The 24,125-nt window shown below is 67.2% G+C and carries 25 protein-coding genes; 22 read left to right on the top strand and 3 right to left on the bottom strand.

Annotated features, from left to right (window positions below; all coding sequences use genetic code 11):
* Nucleotides 1–119: 119 nt before the first annotated feature.
* The 4 genes from F1654_RS11775 (at nt 120) to gltX (ending at nt 4,324) form a co-directional block, all read left to right on the top strand.
* Nucleotides 120–1,283 carry a DNA cytosine methyltransferase gene (locus F1654_RS11775; protein WP_233205270.1) on the top strand — a complete coding sequence of 388 codons (1,164 nt, stop codon included), beginning with the start codon at nt 120–122 and terminating at the stop codon, nt 1,281–1,283.
* Between the two features lie 10 nt (nt 1,284–1,293).
* Nucleotides 1,294–2,469, top strand: a complete 1,176-nt coding sequence (locus F1654_RS11780; RefSeq protein ID WP_233205289.1) for an FAD-dependent oxidoreductase — start codon at nt 1,294–1,296, stop codon at nt 2,467–2,469.
* The gene (locus F1654_RS11785) at nt 2,463–2,915 is read left to right on the top strand and encodes a very short patch repair endonuclease (protein ID WP_150023760.1); all 453 of its coding nucleotides are present in this window, start codon (nt 2,463–2,465) and stop codon (nt 2,913–2,915) included. Before F1654_RS11780 ends, F1654_RS11785 begins: the two co-directional genes overlap by 7 nt.
* A 62-nt stretch (nt 2,916–2,977) precedes the next feature.
* Nucleotides 2,978–4,324: a glutamate--tRNA ligase gene (gene gltX, locus F1654_RS11790; protein ID WP_150023761.1), complete on the top strand. Its 1,347-nt coding sequence runs from the start codon at nt 2,978–2,980 to the stop codon at nt 4,322–4,324.
* On the opposite strand, the gene F1654_RS11795 is transcribed toward gltX, so the two are convergent.
* Nucleotides 4,321–4,857: a GNAT family N-acetyltransferase gene (locus F1654_RS11795; protein ID WP_233205271.1), complete on the bottom strand. Its 537-nt coding sequence runs from the start codon at nt 4,855–4,857 to the stop codon at nt 4,321–4,323. The genes gltX and F1654_RS11795 overlap by 4 nt on opposite strands.
* 7 nt (nt 4,858–4,864) lie before the next feature.
* Nucleotides 4,865–5,311: a DUF1330 domain-containing protein gene (locus tag F1654_RS11800; RefSeq protein ID WP_150023763.1), complete on the bottom strand. Its 447-nt coding sequence runs from the start codon at nt 5,309–5,311 to the stop codon at nt 4,865–4,867.
* A gap of 150 nt (nt 5,312–5,461) precedes the next feature.
* Here F1654_RS11800 and F1654_RS11805 point away from each other — a divergent pair, with 150 nt between their 5' ends.
* The 5 genes from F1654_RS11805 (at nt 5,462) to F1654_RS11825 (ending at nt 9,760) form a co-directional block, all read left to right on the top strand.
* A complete protein-coding gene (locus F1654_RS11805) occupies nt 5,462–6,262 on the top strand; it encodes a hypothetical protein (RefSeq protein ID WP_150023764.1) in 801 nt (266 codons plus the stop codon).
* A gap of 5 nt (nt 6,263–6,267) precedes the next feature.
* Entirely contained in the window at nt 6,268–6,984 is a 717-nt protein-coding gene (locus F1654_RS11810; protein ID WP_150023765.1) for a chromophore lyase CpcT/CpeT, read from the top strand.
* Nucleotides 6,985–7,019: 35 nt separating this feature from the next.
* Nucleotides 7,020–7,694, top strand: coding sequence for an isochorismatase family protein (locus F1654_RS11815; RefSeq protein WP_150023930.1), 675 nt, complete (start codon nt 7,020–7,022; stop codon nt 7,692–7,694).
* Nucleotides 7,695–7,901: 207 nt separating this feature from the next.
* Entirely contained in the window at nt 7,902–8,849 is a 948-nt protein-coding gene (locus F1654_RS11820; RefSeq protein WP_150023766.1) for a polysaccharide deacetylase family protein, read from the top strand.
* On the top strand, nt 8,846–9,760 hold the full coding sequence (locus tag F1654_RS11825; protein ID WP_150023767.1) for a polysaccharide deacetylase family protein: 915 nt from the start codon (nt 8,846–8,848) through the stop codon (nt 9,758–9,760). The genes F1654_RS11820 and F1654_RS11825 overlap by 4 nt, the downstream gene beginning before the upstream one ends.
* A gap of 84 nt (nt 9,761–9,844) precedes the next feature.
* On the opposite strand, the gene F1654_RS11830 is transcribed toward F1654_RS11825, so the two are convergent.
* Entirely contained in the window at nt 9,845–11,062 is a 1,218-nt protein-coding gene (locus tag F1654_RS11830; protein ID WP_150023768.1) for an NADP-dependent isocitrate dehydrogenase, read from the bottom strand.
* Between the two features lie 128 nt (nt 11,063–11,190).
* On the opposite strand from F1654_RS11830, the gene F1654_RS11835 reads away from it, so the two are divergent.
* From F1654_RS11835 to fabZ, 13 genes are all read left to right on the top strand, one after another.
* A complete protein-coding gene (locus tag F1654_RS11835; protein ID WP_233205274.1) occupies nt 11,191–11,982 on the top strand; it encodes an RNA methyltransferase in 792 nt (263 codons plus the stop codon).
* Between the two features lie 220 nt (nt 11,983–12,202).
* Nucleotides 12,203–13,102, top strand: coding sequence for a 30S ribosomal protein S2 (gene rpsB / locus F1654_RS11840; protein ID WP_150023769.1), 900 nt, complete (start codon nt 12,203–12,205; stop codon nt 13,100–13,102).
* Between the two features lie 115 nt (nt 13,103–13,217).
* Entirely contained in the window at nt 13,218–14,150 is a 933-nt protein-coding gene (gene tsf, locus F1654_RS11845) for a translation elongation factor Ts (RefSeq protein WP_150023770.1), read from the top strand.
* A 78-nt stretch (nt 14,151–14,228) separates the two neighbouring features.
* Complete coding sequence (gene pyrH / locus F1654_RS11850; RefSeq protein ID WP_150023771.1) at nt 14,229–15,008, top strand: UMP kinase; 780 nt, start codon at nt 14,229–14,231, stop codon at nt 15,006–15,008.
* Nucleotides 15,009–15,029: 21 nt separating this feature from the next.
* The gene (gene frr / locus F1654_RS11855) at nt 15,030–15,587 is read left to right on the top strand and encodes a ribosome recycling factor (RefSeq protein WP_150023772.1); all 558 of its coding nucleotides are present in this window, start codon (nt 15,030–15,032) and stop codon (nt 15,585–15,587) included.
* A 32-nt stretch (nt 15,588–15,619) separates the two neighbouring features.
* Nucleotides 15,620–16,336, top strand: coding sequence for a polyprenyl diphosphate synthase (gene uppS / locus F1654_RS11860; protein ID WP_150023773.1), 717 nt, complete (start codon nt 15,620–15,622; stop codon nt 16,334–16,336).
* Nucleotides 16,333–17,172: a phosphatidate cytidylyltransferase gene (locus F1654_RS11865; RefSeq protein WP_150023774.1), complete on the top strand. Its 840-nt coding sequence runs from the start codon at nt 16,333–16,335 to the stop codon at nt 17,170–17,172. The genes uppS and F1654_RS11865 overlap by 4 nt, the downstream gene beginning before the upstream one ends.
* Complete coding sequence (gene dxr / locus F1654_RS11870; protein ID WP_150023775.1) at nt 17,169–18,350, top strand: 1-deoxy-D-xylulose-5-phosphate reductoisomerase; 1,182 nt, start codon at nt 17,169–17,171, stop codon at nt 18,348–18,350. The genes F1654_RS11865 and dxr overlap by 4 nt, the downstream gene beginning before the upstream one ends.
* Before the next feature lie 46 nt (nt 18,351–18,396).
* Nucleotides 18,397–19,584 (top strand): M50 family metallopeptidase, encoded by a 1,188-nt coding sequence (locus F1654_RS11875; RefSeq protein ID WP_150023776.1) that lies wholly within the window; start codon nt 18,397–18,399, stop codon nt 19,582–19,584.
* A gap of 40 nt (nt 19,585–19,624) precedes the next feature.
* Entirely contained in the window at nt 19,625–22,021 is a 2,397-nt protein-coding gene (bamA, locus tag F1654_RS11880) for an outer membrane protein assembly factor BamA (RefSeq protein WP_150023777.1), read from the top strand.
* A gap of 4 nt (nt 22,022–22,025) precedes the next feature.
* Nucleotides 22,026–22,634, top strand: a complete 609-nt coding sequence (locus tag F1654_RS11885; RefSeq protein ID WP_150023778.1) for an OmpH family outer membrane protein — start codon at nt 22,026–22,028, stop codon at nt 22,632–22,634.
* Between the two features lie 7 nt (nt 22,635–22,641).
* Entirely contained in the window at nt 22,642–23,667 is a 1,026-nt protein-coding gene (gene lpxD / locus F1654_RS11890; protein ID WP_150023779.1) for a UDP-3-O-(3-hydroxymyristoyl)glucosamine N-acyltransferase, read from the top strand.
* A complete protein-coding gene (gene fabZ, locus F1654_RS11895) occupies nt 23,664–24,119 on the top strand; it encodes a 3-hydroxyacyl-ACP dehydratase FabZ (RefSeq protein WP_150023780.1) in 456 nt (151 codons plus the stop codon). Before lpxD ends, fabZ begins: the two co-directional genes overlap by 4 nt.
* Nucleotides 24,120–24,125 lie beyond the last annotated feature (6 nt).

The following is a 24,125-nucleotide window of genomic DNA, read 5'->3' on the forward strand; positions in this document are numbered from 1 at the left end:
TCCTCAATGCCTTTGGCGTTCACGATAGGCAGATCACGCCGGAAGACAAACCACCTTGATGGCTCCCGCGCCACACCGCCACGCTTCGCGCGGGCGCGCATCACGCTATGCTGGCGCGCATGAGCGCTGATTCCCGATACGGCTTTTATGAATTCTTCTGCGGCGGCGGCATGGCCCGTCTGGGGCTGGGGCGGCGCTGGCGGTGTGATTTCGCCAATGATATCGACCCGGACAAGCTGGCGGCCTACCGGGCCAATTTCGGCGACGATGATCTGCGGCCTGGCGATGTGGCCGGGGTGGCGCCCGATGAACTGCCCGGCTTTGCCGATCTCGCCTGGGCGAGCTTTCCCTGTCAGGACCTGTCGCTGGCCGGCCCGCGCAGCGGACTGAAAGGCGCGCGCTCGGGCGTGTTCTACAGCTTCTGGCGCCTGATCGAGGCTCTGCAGGCCGAGGGCCGGGCGCCGCGCCTGATCGGGCTGGAGAATGTGCCGGGCCTTCTGACCTGTTCGGGCGGTGATGATTTCACCGCGCTGTGCGCCGCGCTGGATGAGGGCGGCTACCGCTTCGGGGCGCTGGAGATTGATGCGCGCTGGTTCACGCCCCAGTCGCGCCCGCGCCTGTTCGTGATCGCCCTGCGCAAGGACATCCCCATCCCCGCCGATCTGGCGCTGGACGATGCGCCCGGCCACCTCTCCCCCTTCCACACCGGCGCGGTGCAGAGGGCGGCCCGGCGCCTGCCTGAGCCTCTCAAGAAGAACTGGGTGTGGTGGGCCTTGCCCGTGCCGCCGCGGCCCAACGAAACCCTGATCCACAAGATCGAAGCGCCGCGCGCCGTGCCCTGGCACAGCCCGGAAGAGACGCGCCGCCTGGTGGAGATGATGAACGCGCCGTCCAGAGCGCGCCTCAGGGAGGCCCGCAAGGCCGAAGGCCCGGTGGCCGGGGCGCTCTACCGCCGCATGCGGGTGGAGAACGGCGTCAAGGTGCAGCGCGCCGAGGCGCGCTTTGACGGGCTGGCCGGTTGCCTGCGCACGCCCGGCGGCGGGTCGTCGCGCCAGTTCGTGGTCTGGGTCAGGAACGGCCGGGTGCGCACCCGGCCCATGACAGCGCGCGAATACGCCCGCCTGATGGGCCTGCCGGAGGACTACAAACTGCCGGCGCGCGAGAGCGCGGCGCTGCACCTGTCGGGTGATGGCGTGTCGGTGGATGTGGTGGCGTTCCTGCGCGAAAATCTGTTCGAACCGGTGCTGGACCACGCGCGCGCCTGCGCGCTGGCGGCGGAGTAGTTCGTTGCGTGTGGCGGTGGCCGGCAGCGGGATTGCGGGTCTGGCCAGCGCCGCCCGCCTCGCTCGCGCCGGTCATGACGTGACGATCTTCGAACGCTTCGACGCGCCGCGCCCTGTGGGGGCGGGACTGCTCCTGCAGCCCAGCGGGCTCCAGGCGCTGGAGGGGCTCGATATCCGCGATCAGGTGGAGGCGCGCGGGGCGCATGTCTCGCGCCTGATCGGGCGCAATATGCGCGGGCGCGCCGTGCTGGATTTGCGTTACAGGGATGCGCGCCGCGACGATTACGGCGTGGGCATTCACCGCGCCAGCCTGTTTGATCTCTTGCTCACCGCCGCGCGCGAGGCGGGCGCGCAGTTCCGCACGGGCTGCGACGTGGCCTCCATCGCGGGTATCGACACGGACGCGCCGCGCCTCTCTTTGGCGGGCGGGGAGGAGACGGATGGCTTTGATCTGGTGCTGGTGTGCGACGGCGCCCATTCGCGCCTGCGCCGGATCGTCTGCTCGCAGGCGCGCGAGCGGGTCTTCCCGTGGGGCGCGTTCTGGGCCATTCGCCCGGACCCGGACGGGGCGCGCGAGGGCGAGCTGGAGCAGGTCTATGACGGTTGCCGCATCATGATCGGGCTGTTGCCGGTTGGCGATAATCCGGCGGACGCCGAAGGGCGTCCGGGCGTGAGCGTTTTCTGGTCGGTGCGCGCCGATGCGCGCGAGGCGGTGCTGGCGGCGGGCGATGAGGCCTTCCGCGACGGGTTCGCGCGCTACTGGCCGCGCGCGGCGCGAGCGGTGGGAGATGCCGGGCTCGATGAGTTCGCCTATGCCGCCTATCAGGACGCCATCGTGCCGCGCTGGCGCCGGGGCCGGGTGATGCTGCTGGGCGATGCCGCCCACGCCATGAGCCCGCAGCTGGGCCAGGGCGCCAATCTGGCCCTGTGCGACGCCGCGGCGCTGGCGCAGGCGTTTGCGGGCGAGGCGCGTGTCCTGCACGCCATGAAAAGCGCCGAGCGCGCGCGGCGTCCGGCCACCACCTATTACAGCCTGATGAGCCGGGCGCTGACGCCGGTCTTCCAGTCCTCCTCGAAGCTGCTGGGATGGGCGCGCGACATCGTGTTCAATCTCTCCGGCCGCCTGCCGGGCCTGCGCCACTGGATGGGCTGGACGCTCACGGGCCGCGGGCGCATGCCATGGTGAGCGGGCCGGGCAGCGACGTCTTCACCCCCGCCCAGCGCTCGGCGGTCATGGCGGCGGTGAAGGGGCGCGACACAAGGCCGGAAATGATCGTGCGCAGGCTGGTCCATGGCCTGGGCTATCGCTTCCGCCTGCACCGCAAGGATTTGCCCGGCAGGCCGGACCTGGTGTTCGCCGGCCGGCGCAAGGTGATTTTCGTCCACGGATGCTTCTGGCATGGCCATGACTGCGCACGCGGGCGCCGCGAGCCGAAGCAGAACGCCGATTACTGGCGCGCCAAGATCGCCCGCAATGTGGCGCGCGATGCGGCCAGCCTCGCCGCCCTCGAGGCGGACGGCTGGCAGGCTCTGGTCGTGTGGGAGTGCGCACTGAAGGACCGCGAAGCGCTGGCCGCGCGCCTGCAGGCGTTTCTCGGCCCGCCGGGCGGGCGATCAGCGCGGCGCGTTTGACGCCTGACCCCAGCCGGTCTAAAGCCGCCATCCCTTGATCCTGCAGCAGGCCGCGTCCCGCCATGACCGTGAAAGTCCGCTTCGCCCCGAGCCCGACCGGGCGCCTTCATGTGGGCAATGTGCGCACCGCGCTGATGAACGTGCTGTTCGCGCGCGCCCAGGGCGGCAAGGTGCTCCTGCGCATCGATGACACCGATCTGGAGCGCTCCACGGCCGAATACGAGCAGGGCATCAAGGATGACCTGACCTGGCTCGGCCTGCACTGGGACGAGACCTTCAACCAGTCCCACCATTTCGACCAGTATGAAGCGGCCAAGGCGCGCCTTGTGGAGGCCGGCTATCTCTATCCCTGCTACGAGACCGAGGACGAGCTGGAGCGCAAGCGCAAGATCCAGCGCGCCCAAGGCAAGCCGCCGGTCTATGACCGCGCCGCGCTGAGCCTCACCGAGGCCGACCGCGCCAAGCTGGAGGCCGAAGGGCGCACGCCCCACTGGCGCTTCAAGCTGTCGGGCGGGCGCATTGAATGGACCGATCTGGTGCGCGGACCCAGCCATATCGAGACCAGCTCGGTCTCCGACCCGATCCTGATCCGCGCCGATGGCAGCTATCTCTACACACTGCCCAGCGTGGTCGATGATCTGGACGCGGCCATCACCCACATCATCCGCGGCGAGGACCACGTCACCAATTCGGCCGCCCAGATCGAGATTTTCGAGGCGCTGGGCGGCAAGGGCGCCGCGCCGCAAATGGGCCATCACCCGCTGCTGGTGGGCAAGGATGGCGAGAAACTCTCCAAGCGCCTGGGCTCGCTCTCGGTGCAGGGCCTGCGCGAGGAGGAGGGGATCGAGCCCCTGGCGGTGCTGTCGCTGCTGGCCAAGCTGGGCACCTCCGATCCGGTGGAGCCGCGTGGCTCTTTTGAGGCGCTGGCGGCCGATTTCGATCTGGCCAAGCTGTCGCGCACCCCGGCGCGCTTTGATCCGGCGGAGCTGGAGCGCCTGAACGCCAAGTTGGTTCATGATCTGAACTATTTGGATGTGAAAGATAAGCTCGCGGCCATCAACGCCGATGGCGGCGAGGCGTTCTGGAACGCCGTGCGCGCCAATCTCACCCGGGTGCGCGATGCGGCCGAATGGCGCCAGCTGGTGGACGGCCCGGTCACCCCGGTGATCGAGGATGCGGAGTTCTGCGCCGCCGCCGCCGGCCTGCTGCCCGAAGGGACGCTGGACGGCGACAGCTGGGGCGCCTGGACCGGCGCGGTCAAGGCGGCCACGGGCCGCAAAGGCAAGGATCTGTTCATGCCGCTGCGCCTGGCGCTGACCGGTCAGCCGCGCGGTCCTGAAATGGCCGTGCTGCTGCCCCTGATCGGCGCGGACAAGGCCCGCGCAAGGTTGTCGGGCAAGACCGTCTAGGTTTTCCGCCCCCGCCACAGCACCAGCGTGGCGTGGTCGCCCAGCTGGGCGGTTTGTGCGCCGCCATAGCCCAGCTTGCGCGCCACATTGAGCGAGGCGGCGTTATCGGGATCGATGAGGCAGCAGGTTTGCGGCGCGTCCAGCTCACGGTCCGCCCAGTCCAGCACTGCGCCCATGGCCTCGGTGGCGTAGCCGCGTCCATGCACGCGCGGGCTCAGCACCCAGCCCGCTTCGGGAATGCCTGAGATATCCACGCTGAGATCGCGCCTGAAATCGGCCAGGCCCACCTGACCGGCGAAGGAGCCGGTCTCGCGCTCGGTCATCGTCCAGTAGCCATAGCCCAGTAGCGCCCAGAGCCCGGGAAAACGCAGCATGCGCCCCCAGCTTTCCGACGGCGTGGAGACCCGCCCGCCAATATGGCGCACCACGCGCGCATCGCCCCATAGCGCCGCGCACGCCTCGAAATCCTCGGCGCGGGTTTCACGCAAGATCAGGCGCGGGGTTTCAAGAACCGGCGTCAGGGCTGCGGTCACGGATGGCTTACTCAGGCGAGGGGGGCAAAGCCGGGATCAGCACCACGTTGAAATCGCCCCATTCGCCGTCGATGCGCGCATCGGCCAGCGCGCGGTAATCGGGGTCGTCCCAGAAATCGCGGGCCGATTGCAGGTCCGGCCAGCGGCTGAGCACCACGGACTGAAATCCGGTCTCGCCCTCCAGCGTCTCCACCTCGCCGGTCACCGCCATATAGCGCCCGCCATGGCGCGCATAGAGATCGGGCAGGCCGGGCATATAGCCCGAGAAGAAGGCCGGGCGGTCATGGACCGTGCCCATTACGATCATGTAGGCGCCGTCGGCTGGAGCCGGTTCCGCCGCAGCGGCGGATGACCCGCCCGCCGCGAACAGATGTCCCTGACCCAGCACCAGCCCCAGCGACAGGCCAGCCAGACCCGCTCCGGCGGCGATCAGCACGCTTCGCACCACGCTCATATCATCCTCTCCCCGGCAAGCTGGCCTGTAGAATGCGGCAGGTGGCGCTGAAAAGATATATCTTTTCCATTCCCTCTTGCGCCAGCCTTGCTATCCTTGTCCGGACACGCGCCCGGATTCAATATGGGCGGGACAGGCGAGGAGACGATGATGACGGCCATGGTTATCAGGGGATTGGCGCTGGCGGGCGCGCTGATATGGAGCGGCGCGGCGCAAGCCGAAGAGACCGGCCCCTTCACCCAGGAGATTTTTGACGCCTGGATGGAGGCGCGGGCCGGAAGCGGAGAGCCGGTCTACTGGTATTCCACCGGCACGGTGCGCGCCTATCCGTCCGGCGAGCTGCTCTACACCATGGAAGGGTTCGACACTGCGGTGTCCTACCGGCCCGAAGGCCACGGCGCGCCCATCGCCCACCAGTATGGCCGCAAGATTTTCATCTATCGCGATCCGGTCACTGGCGAGGTGGCGCGCGAGGCGGGCGGCATGGCCATCGACCCCATCGCCTATCCCTATCAGTTCATCGAATACCGGCTGGACGAGGGCCAGGTGATCGGCGTGGTCGAGCAGGGCTCGGGCGAGCGCATCCAGTCCATCGAGGCCGAGCCCATGAGCTGGCGCCGGATCGGCGACACCTATGTGTTCACAGCGCCGCTCTTCCTGGACTTCCCCATTCCCGGCACGGACCGGCGTGTGGAGGCGTGGGAGAATTATGACTTCTTCATCCAGCCCGAAGGCGTGGCGCGGCGCTATCAGCTGAGCTGGGCGCGCATCGGCCGCCTGCCGGCCTGGGCGCAAGGGCAGATGGCGGTGCTGCATCTGGTCAACTGGCGGGTGGACTCCTATGAGGACCTGCCCGCCTCCATCCGCGAATACGTGGAGGCCGAAGCGCCGCTCTGGCTTGAGCCGCCGGCCGATCTGGACGCCATCCGCGCCCTGCAGGCCGGGGAGTAAGCGGGGTGGAGGCGGCCATCCGCAACACTGTGTGGCGCGCAGGCGCCGCTCTTAGCGCGTTGGGCCTGGCCGCCTGCACCGCTCCTCAGGGCGCGGGCGATGAACGCGCGCCTGACGCGCCCGCCGCTCAGGCGGCGGCGCTGGAGGGTGTGGCCATCGCCCGCCTCATGGCGGGCCGGTTCGACAATGCGGCGCAGTCAGAGGCTGACGGCCGTACGCGCCTGCATGTGATCCATGAGGCGGCGGCGAGCCAGGCGCTGCCCGGCGCGCTGATCTACGCCCAGCTGCATACCGGCGGGCCGGACGGGCCGGTCTACCGCCAGCGCCTCTATCAGTTCGCCGATGCGCCGGGCCCGGACGGGCGCCTTGCAATGGCGGTGTGGACGCTGCGCGATCCGGCGGCGTTTGCAGATGAGGATGAGCGTCCGGCTATGCTGTCTCAGCTGACGCCAGATGCGCTGGAGCGCTTTGATCCGGGCTGCGACTTCCACTGGACGGGCGATGGCGGCCTCTATCGCGGCGAGATTTCCAAGGGCGATTGCCGCATGATCTCGCGCCGCTCCGGACGCGAGCTGGTGGTGACGGCTGAATTCACCATCTCGGCCGACCTCTTCACCCATGGCGAGGCCGGGCGCTATGGCGATGACGGCGAGTACGCATTCGCGCCTGAAGGCGGGATCGATAATCACTATGACCGGCTGACCGAACTGCCGAGGGACTGAAAAGCACACCCATGACCCAGAGATTCGAGCCGACCATGATCCGGTCTGACAAGACCGCCCGGGAGATTTTCGAGGAGGTGCGCGCCAATCCCGCCCGCGCCCGGTTCGGCTTTGGCGGCAAGATCGCCATCGTCAATGTGGACCCGCAAAAGGCCTATACGCGCCCGGACCTGTTTCCCAAGACCGCCTATGTGACCGATCCCGACCAGCTCACCCATATCAACGCCATCTCGAAAGCGGCTCGAGCCAAGGGGCTGCCGGTGGTGTGGACCCGCGTGGCCTATATGGACAATGCCGCGGACGCAGGGGTGTGGGGCACGCGCACCGATACGCCCGACAGCCTGCAGAACATCAAATACGGCTCGCCGCGCCATGAATTCGACGACCGGGTGGAGATCGAGAGCGGCGTCGACGCGGTCTACACCAAGCGCATGCCGAGCGCCTTTTTCGAAACCCCGCTGGCGAGCTTTCTGACCTGGCACCGGGTGGACACGGTGGTGATCACCGGCGGGTCCACATCGGGCTGCGTGCGCGCCACGGCGGTGGACGCGCTCTCCCACGGCTACCGCGCTATCGTGCCCATGGAGTGCGTGGCCGACAAGCACGAGAGCTATCACTTCGCCAACCTCACCGACCTCCAGCTCAAATACGCCGACGTGGTGGCGGTGAAAGAGGTGTATGAGTGGATTGAAGGCTACGGGGGCGAGTGATGATCAGCCGCGCCCCCTCACCTTTATCCTCTCCCCCATGTCCATGGGGGAGAGGGGGCTTCTACGCCGCGCTTTATCCTTTGGGCTTGGGGCTTAGCATTTCCGAAAAGATCGCAGCGCCAAAGCCCCCTCTCCCCTCCCTGAGGGGAGAGGATAAAGGTGAGGGGTGGGGGCGTGCGGCGCGCCGCGAATATCCAGGTCCCGCCCATGACTGACCCCAATCTCTATGACTACAACCCGTACAGCGCGCGCCCGAAGATCGCATGGCCGGAAGGTAAAAAGCTCGCTTTCTGGCTTGCGCCCAATATCGAGTTCTACGAATTCGATCCGCCCAGGAACCCCAAACGGCCCGGCTGGCCGCGCCCGGCGCCGGACGTGACGGGCTATGCCCAGCGCGATTACGGCAACCGGGTGGGCCACTGGCGCCTGATGGAGGCCATGGACCGCCATGATCTGCGCGGCTCGGTCAGCCTGAACGTGGCCATGTGCGACCACTGCCCGGAGATCATAGAGGCGTGTGCGCAGCGCGGCTGGGAGTTCTTCTCCCATGGCGTCTACAACACCCGCTATTCCTACGAGATGGACGAGGCTCAGGAGCGCGCGGTGATCGAGGATTCCATCCGCACGGTGGAGGCCGCCACGGGCCAGCGCATTCGCGGCTATCTCGCCCCGGCCCTAACCCATACGACCCGCACGCTCGATCTCATCGCCGAGTATGATTTCTGGTACACGTGCGATCTGTTCCAGGACGACCAGCCCCAGCCAGTGAAGACGAAAACGGGCCGTCTGCTCTCCATGCCCTATTCGCTGGAGGTCAATGACGTCATCACCTACGGCCAGCTGGCCATGGATCCCTGGCGCTACGCCGATGTGCTCAAACGCCAGTTTGATCAGCTGCTGAAAGAGGGCGAGGCCAGCGGCACGGTGATGTGCATCCCGCTGCACGCCTATCTGGTCAGCCAGCCCCACCGCCTGCGCGCGTTTGAAACCGCGCTCGCCCATATCCGCGCCCATGGCGATGAGGTCTGGTTCGCCACCGCCCAGGAGATCGCCGGCCATGTGCGCGATCACTACTGGGACGCGATCCAGGACGATCTGGACGACAAGGGCCTGAAAACCGGCGGCACGGCGTTCGACGCGTGGAGCCAGCCATGAGCCTTGATCCGTCCTATCTCGACTATCCGAAGCGGGGATATGGCCAGGACATGGACCGGTATGACTGGGCGCTGGCGAAAGACCGCGCGCCGGTGCATCTGGCCAGCGGGGCCAAAATCGCCGCGATGATCGTGGTGGCGTGCGAATATCACCCGATTGACCCGAAGAAAGCCCCGTTCAATCACCCCCACGGCATGATCACGCCGTTTCCGGACCTGCGCCATTTCACCAGCCGCGATTATGGCAACCGGGTGGGCGTGTTCCGCATCCTGGCCGCCTTGCGCGAGGCCGGGCTGAGCGCGACCTTCGCCCTGTCGGCGGCGCTGCTGGAGCGCGCCCGGCCGCTGGCGGACGCCATTCTTAATGACGGCCACGAGATCGCGGCGGCGGGCCTGCATGGCGACGCCCTCCATCACGCCGGCCTCAGCGAAGACGAGGAGCGCGCCCTGATCGCCCGGACCCGCGAGGCGTTCGCCGCCGCAGGGATCGAACCGGTCACCTGGCTGTCGCCTGCGCGCCAGCAGAGCTTTGCGACGCCTGATCTCCTCACCGAAGCCGGCTTCACCCGCGTGCTCGACTGGGAGAGCGACCAGATCCCGCTGCCCCTTCGCACAAGCCACGGCCCGCTCAGCGCCTTGCCGCTCCTCAACGAGCTGGAGGATTTCAAGCTGCTGGTGGAGCGCAAGCAGGACGAGGCGTCCTGGGTGCGCCAGATCCTGGAAGCCAAGGATTATCTCAAAACCGAATACGCCGCGCGCGGCGCGTCGGTGCTGGGCTTCCAGCTGACGCCCTTCGTGGCCGGTCAGCCGTTTCGCATCACCGCGCTGGAGGCTTTGCTGGCGGGCCTTGCGCAAGACACAGATGTCTGGTGCGCGGGCGCGGACGTGATCGCCAGCGCTTTCGAGCGTTAGGCGTCAGGCGTCCCGCCGCACCTTCACCACAGCGCCCCCAGTGCCGGGGACGGAGCGGAAGGCGCGGCGTTTCTCCCGCTCAGATCAGCCGTTCATCGCTTTGGCGAAGCGTTCGCCGACCGTGTCCAGGAAGCCCTCGGTGGACAGCCAGCCCTGCTGGTCGCCGACCAGGAGGGCCAGATCCTTGGTCATATAGCCCGACTCCACCGTCTTGATGATGGTCTGCTCGAGCTTGTCGGCGAAGTCCACCACCTGCTCATTGCCGTCCATCTTGCCGCGGAAGTGCAGGCCGCGCGTCCAGGCGAAGATCGAGGCGATGGAGTTGGTGGAGGTTTTCTCGCCCTTCTGGTGCTGGCGGTAGTGGCGCGTGACGGTGCCGTGGGCGGCCTCGGCCTCCACGGTCTTGCCGTCCGGCGTCATCAGCACCGAGGTCATCAGGCCCAGCGAGCCGAAGCCCTGGGCCACCGTGTCCGATTGCACGTCACCGTCATAGTTCTTGCACGCCCACACAAAGCCGCCCGACCATTTCATCGCGGCGGCGACCATGTCGTCGATCAGGCGGTGCTCATAGGTGATCTTCTTGGCCGCAAAGGCGTCTTTGAATTCGCTTTGATAGACCTCTTCGAAGATGTCCTTGAAGCGCCCGTCATAGGCTTTCATGATCGTGTTCTTGGTGGACAGATAAACCGGCCAGCCGCGATCCAGGCCATAGCGCAGCGAGGCGCGGGCGAAGTCGCGGATCGATTCGTCCAGGTTATACATGCCCATGGCCACGCCCGATGACGGGAATTTGTAGACCTCATGGGTGACCGGCGCGGAGCCGTCTTCAGGCGTATAGGTCAGCGTCAGCGTGCCCGGGCCGGGGATCAGCATGTCGGTGGCGCGGTACTGGTCGCCAAAGGCGTGGCGGCCGATCACGATGGGCTTGGTCCAGCCGGGCACCAGGCGCGGCACGTTCTTGATCACGATGGGCTCGCGGAACACCACGCCGCCCAGGATGTTGCGGATCGTGCCGTTGGGCGACTTCCACATCTTCTTCAGGCCGAACTCCTCCACCCGGGCCTCGTCCGGGGTGATGGTGGCGCATTTGACGCCCACGCCGTAATGCTTGATGGCCTCGGCGGCCTCCACCGTGATCTGGTCGTCGGTCTCGTCGCGCTTCTGGATCGACAGATCATAGTATTTCAGATCGATATCCAGATAGGGCAGGATCAGCTTGTCCTTGATCAGCGCCCAGATGATGCGGGTCATCTCGTCGCCGTCGAGTTCAACAACCGGGGTGTCGACTTTGATCTTGGCCATGGGGAGGGTCTCTTCTGCTTGGCGTGGGGCGCGGCCTGCACCGGAAGGAGCGGTGCGCGCGCGGATGAGGGGTGGACGAATGCCGCGGCGGTGTCTAGCACCCCGCCGCAGCAAGAGAAAGGGCGCCGATGAACCGCGATGAACCTGCGGGCCGCATGACTGAACCGGGGGCGGCCAGCGGCGCGCCCGCGCCGGTCTTCATCCTGGTCGGCCCGCAAATGGGCGAGAATATCGGCGCCTGCGCGCGGGTGATGGGCAATTTCGCGATTTCCCAGCTGCGTCTGGCTGCGCCGCGCGATGGCTGGCCCAATCCGGCCGCGCAGGCCATGGCGGCGGGCTCGCCGGTTCTGGACAACGCGCAGGTGTTTGACGATTTCGAGGCCGCTGTGGCCGATTGTCATACGCTCTACGCCACCACCGCGCGCCCGCGCGGCATGGTCAAGCCGGTGCTCACAGCCCGCCAGGCCATGGCGCGCGCGCGCAGCGAGCTGGAAGCGGGGATGCGCGTCGGCGTTCTGTTCGGGGCGGAGAAGTCCGGCCTGCCCAATGCGGCGGTGACACGCGCCAGCGCCATCGTGACCTTGCCCGTGGACCCTGATTTCGCCTCGCTCAACCTGGCCATGGCGTGCGGGGTTATGGCCCATGAATGGCGCGCGGGCGACCCGGCGCCGGACATGTTCGAGCCGCTGGCTGACCGGGCGGGCGCCGCCGAGATGGAGGGGCTCTACGCCCATCTCCAGGACGAGCTGGAGCGGGCGGGCTTTTTCTATCCGCCCGAAAAGACGCCGCTGATGATGCAGAACCTGATCAACGGGTTTGCGCGCGGCGGGCTGACCAGCCAGGAAGTGCGCACCCTGCGCGGGGTGATCAAGGCGCTGACCCTGGGCCGGGGCAAGGCGCGCATCGTGCGCGAGGACTGAACGCCGGGTCCGGAGCGGGGCGCGGCGATGCGCGCTTGCAGGGACGGGCCTCTACCCGTATAAGCGCGCGCGATCCCGCACGCGGGGCTCGGCGCGCCATGGGGTGCGTCGCTCCGGTGCCGTGTCCGGCTTCTGGGCTGTTTCGTTCCTAACCAGGGCGGCAGGTCAGGCCGGCCCGGCTCCGCCCCGCGGAGGCCAACCGGAAAAAGGACCGATCAACATGGCTCTTCCTGACTTCTCCATGCGTCAGCTGCTCGAAGCCGGCGCGCATTTCGGACACCAGACCCACCGCTGGAACCCGAAGATGAAATCCTACATCTTCGGCGAACGCTCGGGCATTCACATCATCGACCTGTCCCAGACCGTGCCGCTGCTGCACCAGGCTCTGGTGAAGGTGCGTGAAGTCGCCGCCGGCGGCGGGCGCATCCTGTTCGTGGGCACCAAGCGCCAGGCCTCCGAGCCGATCGCGCAGGCCGCCCAGCGCTGCGCGCAATACTATATGAATCACCGCTGGCTCGGCGGCACGCTGACCAATTGGGCGACCATCTCCAATTCCATCGCGCGCCTGCGCGAGCTGGAGGCGCTGCTGGACGCCGAGGGCGGGCCTGAAGGCCTGACCAAGAAAGAAACCCTGATGCTCACCCGCGAGCGCGAGAAGCTCGAACGCTCCCTGGGCGGCATCAAGGAAATGGGCGGCACGCCCAATCTGATGTTCGTGATCGACACCAACAAGGAAGCGATCGCCATCCAGGAAGCCAAGCGTCTTGGCATTCCGGTGGTCGCGGTGATCGACACCAATTGCGATCCCGACGCCATCGATTTCCCGATCCCGGGCAATGACGACGCCGCGCGCGCCATCGCGCTGTATTGCGACCTGATCGCCGACGCGGTGCTGGACGGCATCTCCGACAGCCAGGCCTCGCTGGGCGTGGATCTGGGCGCCAGCGCCGCGCCGAGCGCGGCGGCTCTGGGCCTGGACGAGGTGAAGGCTGAAGCGCCGGCTGAAACGCCTGCCGAGGCTGCGCCGGAAGCGGCCGCCGAAACACCTGCCGAAACACCGGCTGAAGCTGCGCCTGAAGAAGCTGCAGCCGAGACCGGCGCGAAAGCCAAGGCCGACTAGGCCAGGCCTGACGCGCGACGACACATGGCCGGCCGGGGCGCACGCTCCGGCCGGCTCCTCTACAAAAAGTCCGTCCCGGTCAGGGGCGGGTGCAATGACTTAAGGAGACCTCCCCATGGCCGAGATCACCGCCGCCCTCGTCAAGGAGCTTCGCGAGAAGACCGGCGCAGGCATGATGGACTGCAAGAAAGCCCTGGCCGAGACCAATGGCGATCTGGAAGCGGCCATTGACTGGCTGCGCACCAAGGGCCTGTCGAAAGCCGCCAAGAAGGCTGACCGCGTCACCGCCGAGGGCCTGGTGGCCGTCGCAGCGCGCACCCGGGGCGCAGGCATGGCCGCTTCTGCGGTCGAGGTGAATTCCGAGACCGACTTCGTGGCGCGCAACGCCCAGTTCCAGGCCGCCGTGGCCGAAATCGCGGGCCTGGCCGTGGATGCCGATGATCTGGCCGGCCTGCTGGCCGCCAAGACCGCGGCGGGGACCAGCGTCTCGGACACGCTGACCAATCTGATCGCCACCATTGGCGAGAACATGTCGGTGCGCCGCATGGCCACGCTTTCGGCCGATCCGGGCGTGGTCTCGCTTTATGTGCACAATGCTGCGGCTGAAAACATGGGCAAGATCGGCGTGCTGGTCGCGCTCAAATCGGCTGGCGACAAGGCCGTGCTGGAAGAGCTGGGCCGCAAGATCGCCATGCACGTGGCCGCTACGGCGCCGGCGGCGACCACCGAGGCCGAGGTCGATCCCGCCCTGGTGGCGCGCGAGCGTGAAGTGTTCGCCGCTTCCGCGCGCGAATCGGGCAAGCCGGACAACATCATCGAGAAGATGGTGGAAGGGCGCATCCGCAAGTTCTTCGAGGAAGTGGTGCTGCTCAAGCAGTCCTTCGTGCTCGATCCCGACAAGACCGTGGCCGAGGCGGTGAAAGCCGCCGAGAAGGACGCCGGCGCGCCTGTCGAACTGACCGGATTCGTGCGCATGGTGCTCGGCGAAGGCGTCGAGAAGAAGCAGGAAGACTTCGCCGCTGAAGTGGCTGCGGCGGCCAAGGGCTAGACTGCATGCCGGGCCCGGCCAGGCGCCGGGCCCGCGCGCGGTCTGACGGCCGGTCAAAGGCAAGGGGAGGCTAGAGACATGAGCAAGCCGTGTAGCGAAGCGTCCCGTGCCGTTCCCTCAGGGCCGTACAAGCGCGTGCTCCTGAAAGTCTCCGGCGAGGCCCTGATGGGCGCGGAGCCCTACGGCATCGACATGAACACCGCCGAGCGCATCGCGCGCGAGGTGGGCGAGGCGGTGGAGGCTGGCTACGAGCTGTGCCTGGTGATTGGCGGGGGCAATATCTTCCGCGGGCTGCAGGCCGCCGCCAAGGGCATGGAGCGCGCCGCTGCCGATTATATGGGCATGCTGGCCACGGTGATGAACGCGCTGGCCATGCAGACCGCGCTGGAGCGCCTGGGCGTGCCCACGCGGGTGCAGTCGGCCATCCCCATGACCACGGTGTGCGAGCCCTATATCCGCCGGCGCGCCGTGCGCCATATGGAAAAGGGCCGCGTGGTGATCTTCGCCGCCGGCACCGGCAATCCCTTTTTCACCACCGATACGGCTGCAGCCCTGCGCGCCGCCGAGATGGGCTGCGACGCCCTGTTCAAGGGCACGGGGGTGGACGGGGTGTATGACAGCGATCCGCGCGTCAATACGGACGCCAAGCGGTTTGAACGGCTCGACTATATTGACGTTCTGGCGCGCGATCTCAAAGTGATGGACGCCTCGGCCGTGACGCTGATGCGCGACAACCAGATTCCCATCGTGGTGTTCAATATCCGCGAACAGGGCGGGCTGGCGCGCGTGTTGGACGGTCAGGGCACCTGCACTGTAGTGGGGCCTTCGGGCGAATCCGGCCACACAGGCGGGCGGTAAAGCCGAGTTCGGGAGACAAGCATGTCCGGTTTCAGCCTCAAAGACATCGAAAAACGCATGGATGGCGCGGTAGACGCGCTGCGCAAGGAATTCACCGGCCTGCGCACGGGCCGCGCCAGCGCCGGCCTGCTCGATCCGATCAAGGTGGACGCCTATGGCTCGCTCACGCCGATCAACCAGGTCGGCACGGTCAGCACGCCCGAGGCGCGCATGCTCTCGGTGCAGGTCTGGGACCGCAATCTGGCCGGCGCGGTGGACAAGGCGATCCGCAATTCCGGGCTGGGCCTCAACCCGGTCATGGAAGGCGCGCTGATCCGCATCCCGATCCCGCCGCTCAATGAGGAGCGCCGCGCTGAACTGGCCAAGACCGCCGGCGGTTACGCTGAACAGGCCCGCATCGCCGTGCGCAATGTGCGCCGTGACGGCATGGACGCCCTGAAAAAGGCGGAAAAGGATAATGAGATCAGCGAGGACGAACACAAGAAGCTCGCCGATCAGGTGCAAAAAGCCACCGACAACCACATCGCCGTCATAGACGAGCTGCTCAAGACCAAGCAGGAAGAAATCACGCAGGTCTGAGCCTTGCTGGCCAGATCAAGGGAGGCCGCCGCATGGCGCAGCCTGACGCCAAGGACCGGCTGCCGCGCCATGTGGCCATCATCATGGACGGCAATGGACGCTGGGCCGCCGCGCGCGGGTTGCCGCGCGCGTTTGGCCACAAGGCCGGCGTGGAGGCTGTGCGCAAGGCGGTGCGCGCGGCGGGCGATCTGGGCCTGACCCATCTGACCTTGTTCAGCTTCTCCACCGAGAACTGGCGCCGTCCCGCCGCCGAGATCGACACGCTGTTCGATCTTCTGCGCCAGTATGTGGCCGCCGATCTGGAAAGCCTGCACGCCGAGGGCGTGCGCGTGCGCATTATCGGCCGGCGCAAGGGGCTGACGGCGGACCTTCAGGCCACCATTGACCGGGTGGAGGCGCGCACGCGCCATAATGACAAATTCCACCTGACCATCGCTTTCAATTATGGCGGGCGCGACGAGCTGGTGCGCGCAGCTGCGCGCGCAGCCAGGGCGTCGGGCGGCGATCTCTCCGAACTCACCGAAGCCGGGCTGGAGTCGCATCTGGATACGGCGGGCCTGCCTGATCCCGATCTGGTGATCCGCACCAGCGGCGAACGGCGCCTGTCCAATTTCCTTTTGTGGCAGGCCGCCTATGCCGAGCTGATCCTGATTGATGTGCTCTGGCCGGATTTCGGTGAAGCCGATCTTCGTGCGGCGCTGGACGAATACGCCAGGCGCGAGCGCCGCTTCGGCGCGGTGCGCGCATGAGCGCTGACAATACCGCGCGCCGGCGGGGCGCGCCGGGCGATCCGGTCTTCGTCAAGCGCGTGGTCTCTGCGCTGGTGCTGGCGCCTGTCGCCATCCTCCTGGTCTGGGCCGGCGGAACGGCGTTTTCCATTTTCGTGGCCGCTTTCGCCGCCGCCATGGCGTGGGAATGGGTGCGCATGTCCGACCGCGCCGCCCCGCCGCGCGCCTTCGCCATCGCCACCGGTGCGGCGGTGGGCGCTGCGCTGCTGGCCGGGCAGGGCGAACCGCTGTGGACGCTGGCCTGGATCGCGGGCGGGGCGGTATGCGCCGGCCTTGACCGCCGCCGGCGCGGGCGCGCCCTGGACGCCATGATCGGCGCGGCCTATGTGGCGGGCGCGGCGGCCATGCTGGTGTCCTTGCGCGAGGGCGAGCAGGGCGGGCTGACCGCCGTTCTCTTTCTGCTGGCGGTGGTCTGGGCGGCGGACACCTTCGCCTATCTGGCGGGCAGCTGGATCGGCGGGCCGAAGCTTCTGCCCGCCGCCAGCCCCAACAAGACCTGGGCGGGCCTGGCCGCAGGGCTGATATGCGGTACGGCGGCGGGCGCAGGCGTGGCGGCGCTGGTGGGCTTTGATCCGGTCTATGCAGCCATGGTCGCCCTGCCCACGGCCCTGGCCGCCGTCATGGGCGATCTGGCGATGTCTCTGGCCAAACGCCGCTTTGGCGTGAAGGATGCGGGCGATCTGATCCCGGGCCATGGCGGGGTGCTTGACCGTGTGGATGCGCTGATGCTGGCGGTACTGTTTGCCGGCGCCTGGCGGGCGTTGGGCCCGGACGGCTGGCCGGGGGCGGGCCTGTGAGCGCGCGCACCGTCACCCTGCTGGGCGCGACCGGCTCTGTGGGCCAGGCCACGCTGGACCTGATCGCGCGCGCGCCTGAGGGCGCCTATGACGTCATGGCGCTCACCGCCAATACCGATGCTGAAAGCCTGGCCGCCGCCGCCCGCCGGGTCGGCGCGCGCTTCTGCGCCGTGGCGGATGAACGTGCGGGCCCCGCGCTGGAAGCCGCGCTTGCCGGAACCGGCGTTACCTGGGGCGCCGGTCCCCAGGCCGTGCTGGATGCTGCGGCCATGGAGGCAGACTGGGTGATGGCCGCCATTGTGGGCGCCGCCGGGCTGCAGCCGACCCTGGCCGCCGTGCGCCGGGGGGCGTGTGTGGCGCTGGCCAACAAGGAAGCGCTGGTATGCGCCGGCGTGATGATGCTGGAGGAGGCCGCGCGCTCCGGCGCGGTCATGCTGCCGGTGGATTCCGAACACAATGCCGTGTTCCAGGCCTTTGATCCGGCCCAGCGTGATCAGGTGCGCCGCATTATCCTGACCGCCTCGGGCGGGCCGTTCCGCAGGGCGGACCTCGAGACCATGCGCCAGGCCAGCCCGGCCCAGGCGGTGGCTCATCCCACCTGGTCCATGGGCGCGAAAATCTCCATCGACAGCGCCACCATGATGAACAAGGGGCTGGAGATCATCGAGGCCTGCCATCTTTTCGCCCTGCCGCAAGAGCAAGTGGATGTGCTGGTTCATCCCGAGGCCATCGTGCACGGGCTGGTGGAATACGCCGATGGCGGACTGCTGGCGCAGATGGGCTGTCCGGACATGCGCACGCCCATCGCCCACGCCCTGGCCTGGCCCGCGCGCATGGAGACGCCGGTGGAGCGCCTGGATCTGGCGCAGATCGGCCAGCTCAGCTTTGAAGCGCCTGACCTGGAGCGCTTTCCCGCCCTGGCGCTGGCGCGCGGGGCGTTCGCAGCGGGCGGCGCCGCGCCGGCGGTGCTCAATGCAGCCAATGAGGTGGCGGTGGCCGCATTCCTGTCGGGACAGATCGGCTTTCTTGACATCACCGCAGTGGTCTCGGAGGCTCTGGCCGCAAGCGAGGGGGGCGTTGACGGCGCGCCAGCGCCCGGCAGTCTGGACGCCGTGCTGGCCGCTGATGCGCTGGGACGGCGCCTGGCGGGCAAGGCGGCGGCGAAACTGGCGCGATAGCTGCACGGCAAAGACGCTCTGTGCCGGATATAACTGAGGGTGACGCATGACCGAGCTGTTTGGCGCTGGCCTGTTGTCCGTCGCCGCCTTTGTGGCGGTGATCTCCTTCGTGGTGGTGATCCACGAGCTGGGCCATATGTGGGCCGGACGGATGTTCGGCGTGCACGCCGAGGTGTTCTCGGTCGGCTTCGGCCCCACGCTGGCCACCTGGCGCGACCGGCAGGGCACGCTCTGGCGCATCGCCGCCCTGCCTCTGGGCGGATATGTGCGCTTTCGCGGTGATGAAAACGCCGCCAGCGCGCCCGACCACCAGGCGCTGGAACAATTGCGGGCCGGGCGCGCGGACGCTGACAGCGTGTTTCATTTCAAGCCGGTCTGGCAGCGCGCCATCATCGTGGCGGCCGGGCCGCTGGCCAATTTCCTGCTGGCGATCGTTGTGTTCGCCGCTCTGGGCATGGCGCGCGGGGAGTTCATAACGCCGCCCGTGATTGGCCAGGTGCAGGCCGGCTCGCCCGCCGAAATCGCCGGGTTTGAGCCCGGCGACCGGGTGGTGGCCATCAACGGGCGCACGGCGCGCAGCTTTACCGACATCTCGCAGGCCGTGATCGTGCGCACCGGCCAGGACATTCGCTTTGATGTCGAGCGGGGCGATGAGATCGTGCGCCTGAACGCCACGCCGCGCCGCGAGATTCGCGCTGATGGCCTGGGCGGCGAGCGGGCGATGGGTTTTCTGGGCGTCAGCTCCCAGACCGGCCGGCCCGAACAGGTGCGTTATTCACTCCTTGAGGCGCCGGGATATGGCGTGCGGCGGACCTGGGAAACCGTGTCCATGATCGGCGACTATATGGTGCGCCTGGTGACGGGCCGCGCCTCGTTCGAAATGATCAACGGACCCATCGGAATCGCCACCACGGCGGGCCAGGTGGCCAATGTGTCCGTCGCCGCCCCTGCACAGGATTCGCCGCCCGCCCATGAGCGGGTCTGGCGCATGGTTCTGTCTCTGGCCGCCCTGTCGGCGGTGATCTCGGTGGCGCTGGGTTTGATGAATCTCCTGCCCATCCCGGTTCTCGACGGCGGCCACCTCGTGTATTACGCCTACGAGGCCGTCACCCGGCGCGCGCCCAGCTTGGCGGTGCAGGAGATCGGTTTCAGGATCGGAGTCGGCCTCGTCCTGACCTTGCTGGTCGTGGCGACATGGAATGATTTGAATTATTTGCGCGGTCTGTTCTTCTGATCCGGAAGCAGGCTGGCAGCCGAGGGGACGAGGCGGTTTCATGACGCGTATTTTTCTGGCTTTTGCGGCGATCTGGGCCGCGCTGTGCATCACCGGCGCGGCGTCCGCTCAAACCCCTGTACAGCCAGCCCCGGAGGTCCAGCCTCCTGACAGCGCTCTGGCCGAGGCCGCGCCCCAGCGCCCCGTCTTGCAGATTCTGGTGCGCGGCAATCAGCGCGTCGAGGCGGCCACCATTCTCTCTTATGTGCTGGTCCAGCCCGGTGAGATTCCCAATCCGCGCCTGATCAACCTGTCGATCCAGACCCTTTACGCCACCAATCTGTTCTCTGACGTGCGCATTGCGGTCGATGGCTCGACCATGGTGGTGCAGGTGGAGGAGAACCCGATCATCAACCGCGTGGTGCTGGAGGGTAATCGCGCCGTGCGCGACAGCCGCATCACCGACGAGATCGAGCTGCAGCCGCGCGCCATCTTCACCCGCGCGCGCGTGCAGGCCGACGTGCAGCGCATTCTTGAAGTCTACCGGCGCGCCGGCCGCTTCGCGGCCACGGTGACGCCCCAGATCGTGGAGCTGTCACAGAACCGGGTCGATCTGGTGTTCGAGATCGCCGAAGGCCCTGTCACCGGCGTGCGGCGGATTGCGTTTGTGGGCAATGAGCGCTTTTCCGACCGGCGTTTGCGCGGCGAGATCGTGACGACGGAGGCGCGCTGGTGGCGCTTCTTCTCCTCACACGACAATTACGACCATGACCGCATCGAGTTCGATCGCGAACAGCTGCGGAACTTCTACAATGACCGGGGCTTTGCGGACTTCCGCGTCACCTCCGTGGTGGCCGAGCTGACCCCGGACCAGCGCGACTTCTTCATCACCTTCACCCTGGACGAGGGCCAGCGCTACCGCTTCGGGAATATCTCGGTCGAAACCCGTATTGAAGATCTCAATATCGAACTGCTTGAACGCGCCGTGCCCACCCAGGAGGGCGATCTCTATGTGGGCAGCAAGATCGAGGAATCTATCGAGACCCTTACCTTCGCAGCGGGTGCGGCGGGCTATGCCTTCGTGAATATCAATCCGCGCGTGCAGGTGAACCGCGACACCCAGACCGTGGACATCACCTATGTGATCAATGAAAGCCCGCGGGTGTATATCGAGCGCATCGACATTGTCGGCAACACCCGCACGCTGGACCGGGTGATCCGGCGCGAGCTGGACATTGTGGAAGGCGACGCCTTCAACCAGGCTCTGCTCAACGTGTCGCGTTCGCGCGTGCGCCGGCTGGGCTTCTTCGAAAATGTGGAAATCGAGCCGGTCCAGGGCAGCCAGGCGGACCGCGCGCGCGTTCAGGTGCGCGTGACCGAACAGCCCACGGGCGAGCTGGCCTTCGGGGCGGGCTTCTCCTCGCTTGACGCCTTCCTGATCGACTTCTCCATCTCGGAGCGGAACTTGCGCGGACGCGGCCAGTTCCTGCGCTTGCGGGTCTCGGCCAGCTCCCGGCGCGAGCAGGTGGATATCCGCTTTACCGAGCCGCGCTTCCTTGACCGCAATCTGGCGGCGGGCTTCGACCTGTTCACCGTGCGCTCGGACTTCTCGCGCGAGGCCTCGTTCCAGACCCAGTCCACGGGTCTGAGCCTGCGCGCCGGCTTCCCGCTGACGCGTTCGGTGCAGGCGGGTCTGAACTACACCATCCGGGTCGACGAGGTGACCGCCTTCTCAGGCGTCGCCGAATCCATCCGCCGCGCGGCGGGCTCGCGCACCACCTCCCTGGTCGGTTATTCGCTGAGCTGGAACCGGGTGGATGACTTCATCAACCCGTCGAACGGATTCCAGATCAGTTTCAACCAAGATTTCGCCGGAATCGGGGGTGATGTTCGGTATGTCCGCTCCGAATTGTCGGGCGGGGTCTACAGGAACGTGTTCCGTGACGATGTCGTGCTCAGCTTCACCGGCACCGCAGGCTATCTGCTCTCATGGGGCGGGGACGTGGCCCGGGTCAATGACCGCTTCTTCAAGGGCGGCAACAGCTTCCGCGGCTTCGAAACCGCAGGCATCGGTCCGCGCGTCGTGCAGCGGCGCCTGGACAGCGACGGCAATGAGCGCCTGTTTGCGGGCGATGCGCTGGGCGGCAATCTTTATGCTATCGGCGCCTTTGAGCTCGCCTTCCCGACCGGCTTGCCTGAACAGTACGGCGTGCGCGCCAGCCTGTTCACCGAGTTCGGCACGCTCGGCCTGCTGCCGGGCGAGGACAAAGTGGATGATGAGGGCGGTCTGAATGCGATCTTCACGGTGGACGAACTGGCTCCACGCGCCTCGGGCGGCCTGTCCGTCTTCTGGGATTCGCCTTTCGGGCCGGTGCGGTTCGACTTCGCGCACGCCTTCATCAAGGAAGACTATGACCGCGGACGCTTCTTCCGCTTCAGCACAATGACAGGGTTCTAAGACTATGAAACGTATTGGTATCAATCTCTCCGGCGCGCCGCTGCGTATGCTCACGGCCCTGGTTCTGGCCGCAGCCGCCAGCGCCGCGGCGTCGGCTCAGCAAATCCTTGTCGTGGACCAGGAGCGCGCCCTCAACGAGAGCGCGGTGGGCCAGCACATCGCCGCCCAGCTCGAACGCATCGGCACGGAAATGACCAGTGAGCTGCAGCCGATCCAGGCGGCTGTGCGTTCTGAAAACGAGGCGCTCACCACCGAGACCTCGGCCATGACCGAAGAAGCCATCCGCCAGCGCCCCGACCTGATCGAGCGTTTCGGCCAGCTTCAGCAGGATATGCGCAATCTCGAGGCCCAGGGCCGCATGCGCCAGCAGGAGCTGGCGGCGACCGAGCAGGCCGCCCTGCAGCCTGTCGTCCCGATTCTGCAGGAGATCATGCAGGAAGTGATGTCCGAGCGTAGCGGCGTGATCTTGCTGGACCAGTCGGTCACCGTCATGACGTCGGGCAGCGTGGACATCACCGATGTGGTGATCGAGCGGCTCAACGCGCGCATCACCACCACGCCGGTGAACCGCGTGCGTGCGCCTCAGCGCAACGCCAACAACAACAACCAGTAAGCCTGTCATGGGGGCCGATCCGCGCTTCTTCGAGCGGCTCGGCCCGCTGACAGCCTCCAGCCTCGCCGCTCTTGCCGGCGCGCGTCTGGAGGGCGATGGCGAGGCGCAGGTTTGCGATGTGGCCGAGCTCGCCGGGGCGGCTTCGGGCGCGCTTGTCTTCATCGACAAGGCGCCTGCCGAACCGCTGGACGCCCATGGCGCATGCGTCATCGCGCCTGAAAACGCCGTCTCTCTCATCGGCTCGGCCAGTGCTGTGCTGGTGCACGCTGCTCCGCGCGCGGCCTTCGCCCGTGCGTTGCAGGCCCTGTTGCGGGTGCGCGAGCATGAGGGCTCGGAGCCGGTGGCCGCGTCAGCGCAGATCGACCCTTCCGCGCGCCTTGCGCCGGGCGTGGTGATCGGGCCTGACGCACGGATCGGCGCGGATGTGGTGATCGGTCCGGGCGCCGTGATCGGCCCGGGCGTGGACATTGGCCCGGGCTGCCGGATCGGCGCGCGCGCCGTGATCCTTTGCACGATCATGGGCCGGGACTGCGAGATCGCCGCCGGCGCCATTATCGGCGAATCGGGCTTTGGCCTGGCCTATGAGGGCCGCGAAGTGCTTTCCCTGCTGCATGCCGGACGGGTGATGATGGGCGACGCCGTCACGGTCGGCGCCAACACCACCATCGACCGGGGCATGTTGCGCGATACAGTGATCGGCACGGGCTGCCGGATCGATAATCTGTGCCAGATCGCCCATAATGTGGAACTGGGCGAATACACCATCATGGCCGCCCTGGCCGGGCTGTCCGGCAGCGTGAAAACCGGACCCGGGGTGATGCTGGGCGGGCGCGTGGGGCTGGCCGATCATGTCACAGTGGGCGCGGGCGCCCGGCTGGCGGCCAGTTCAGGCGTAATGCATGATATACCTGCGGGCGAAACCTGGGGCGGCACGCCGGCCCAGCCGATGCGTGGCTGGATGCGTGAAACCGCCTGGCTGCGCCGGGAGAGCGCACGCAAACCGGGCCGGTCCAAGCCGGAAGGATCTTCATGACCGAGCAAGCTGAAATCACCCCGGACGAAATCCTGCGCCGCCTGCCCCACCGTTTTCCTTTCCTGCTGGTGGACAGGGCGGTCGATTATGTCGAGGGCCAGTCCATCACCGGGATCAAATGCGTGTCCGCCGCCGATCCCTATTTTCCCGGCCATTTCCCCGACAATCCGGTCATGCCGGGCGTGTTGGTGATCGAGGCGCTGGCCCAGACCGGCGCCATCTTGATGTCCAAGACCCTCAACGCCGATATCGCCAACACCGTGATCTATTTCATGGGCGTGGAGAACGCCCGCTTCAGAAGGCCGGTGCGTCCGGGCGATGTGCTGGAAATGCCGGTGCAGGTGGTCGCCAGCCGGCGCGGCGTTTTCAAGTTCAAGGGCGAGGCGCGGGTCAATGGCGTGCGCTGCGCGGATGCGGAGTTTTCCGCCACCTCGGCCCAGCGGCAGGCATAGGCGGTC

It is taken from the genome of Alkalicaulis satelles, from assembly GCF_008630495.1.
Lineage (GTDB): Bacteria > Pseudomonadota > Alphaproteobacteria > Caulobacterales > Maricaulaceae > Oceanicaulis > Oceanicaulis satelles.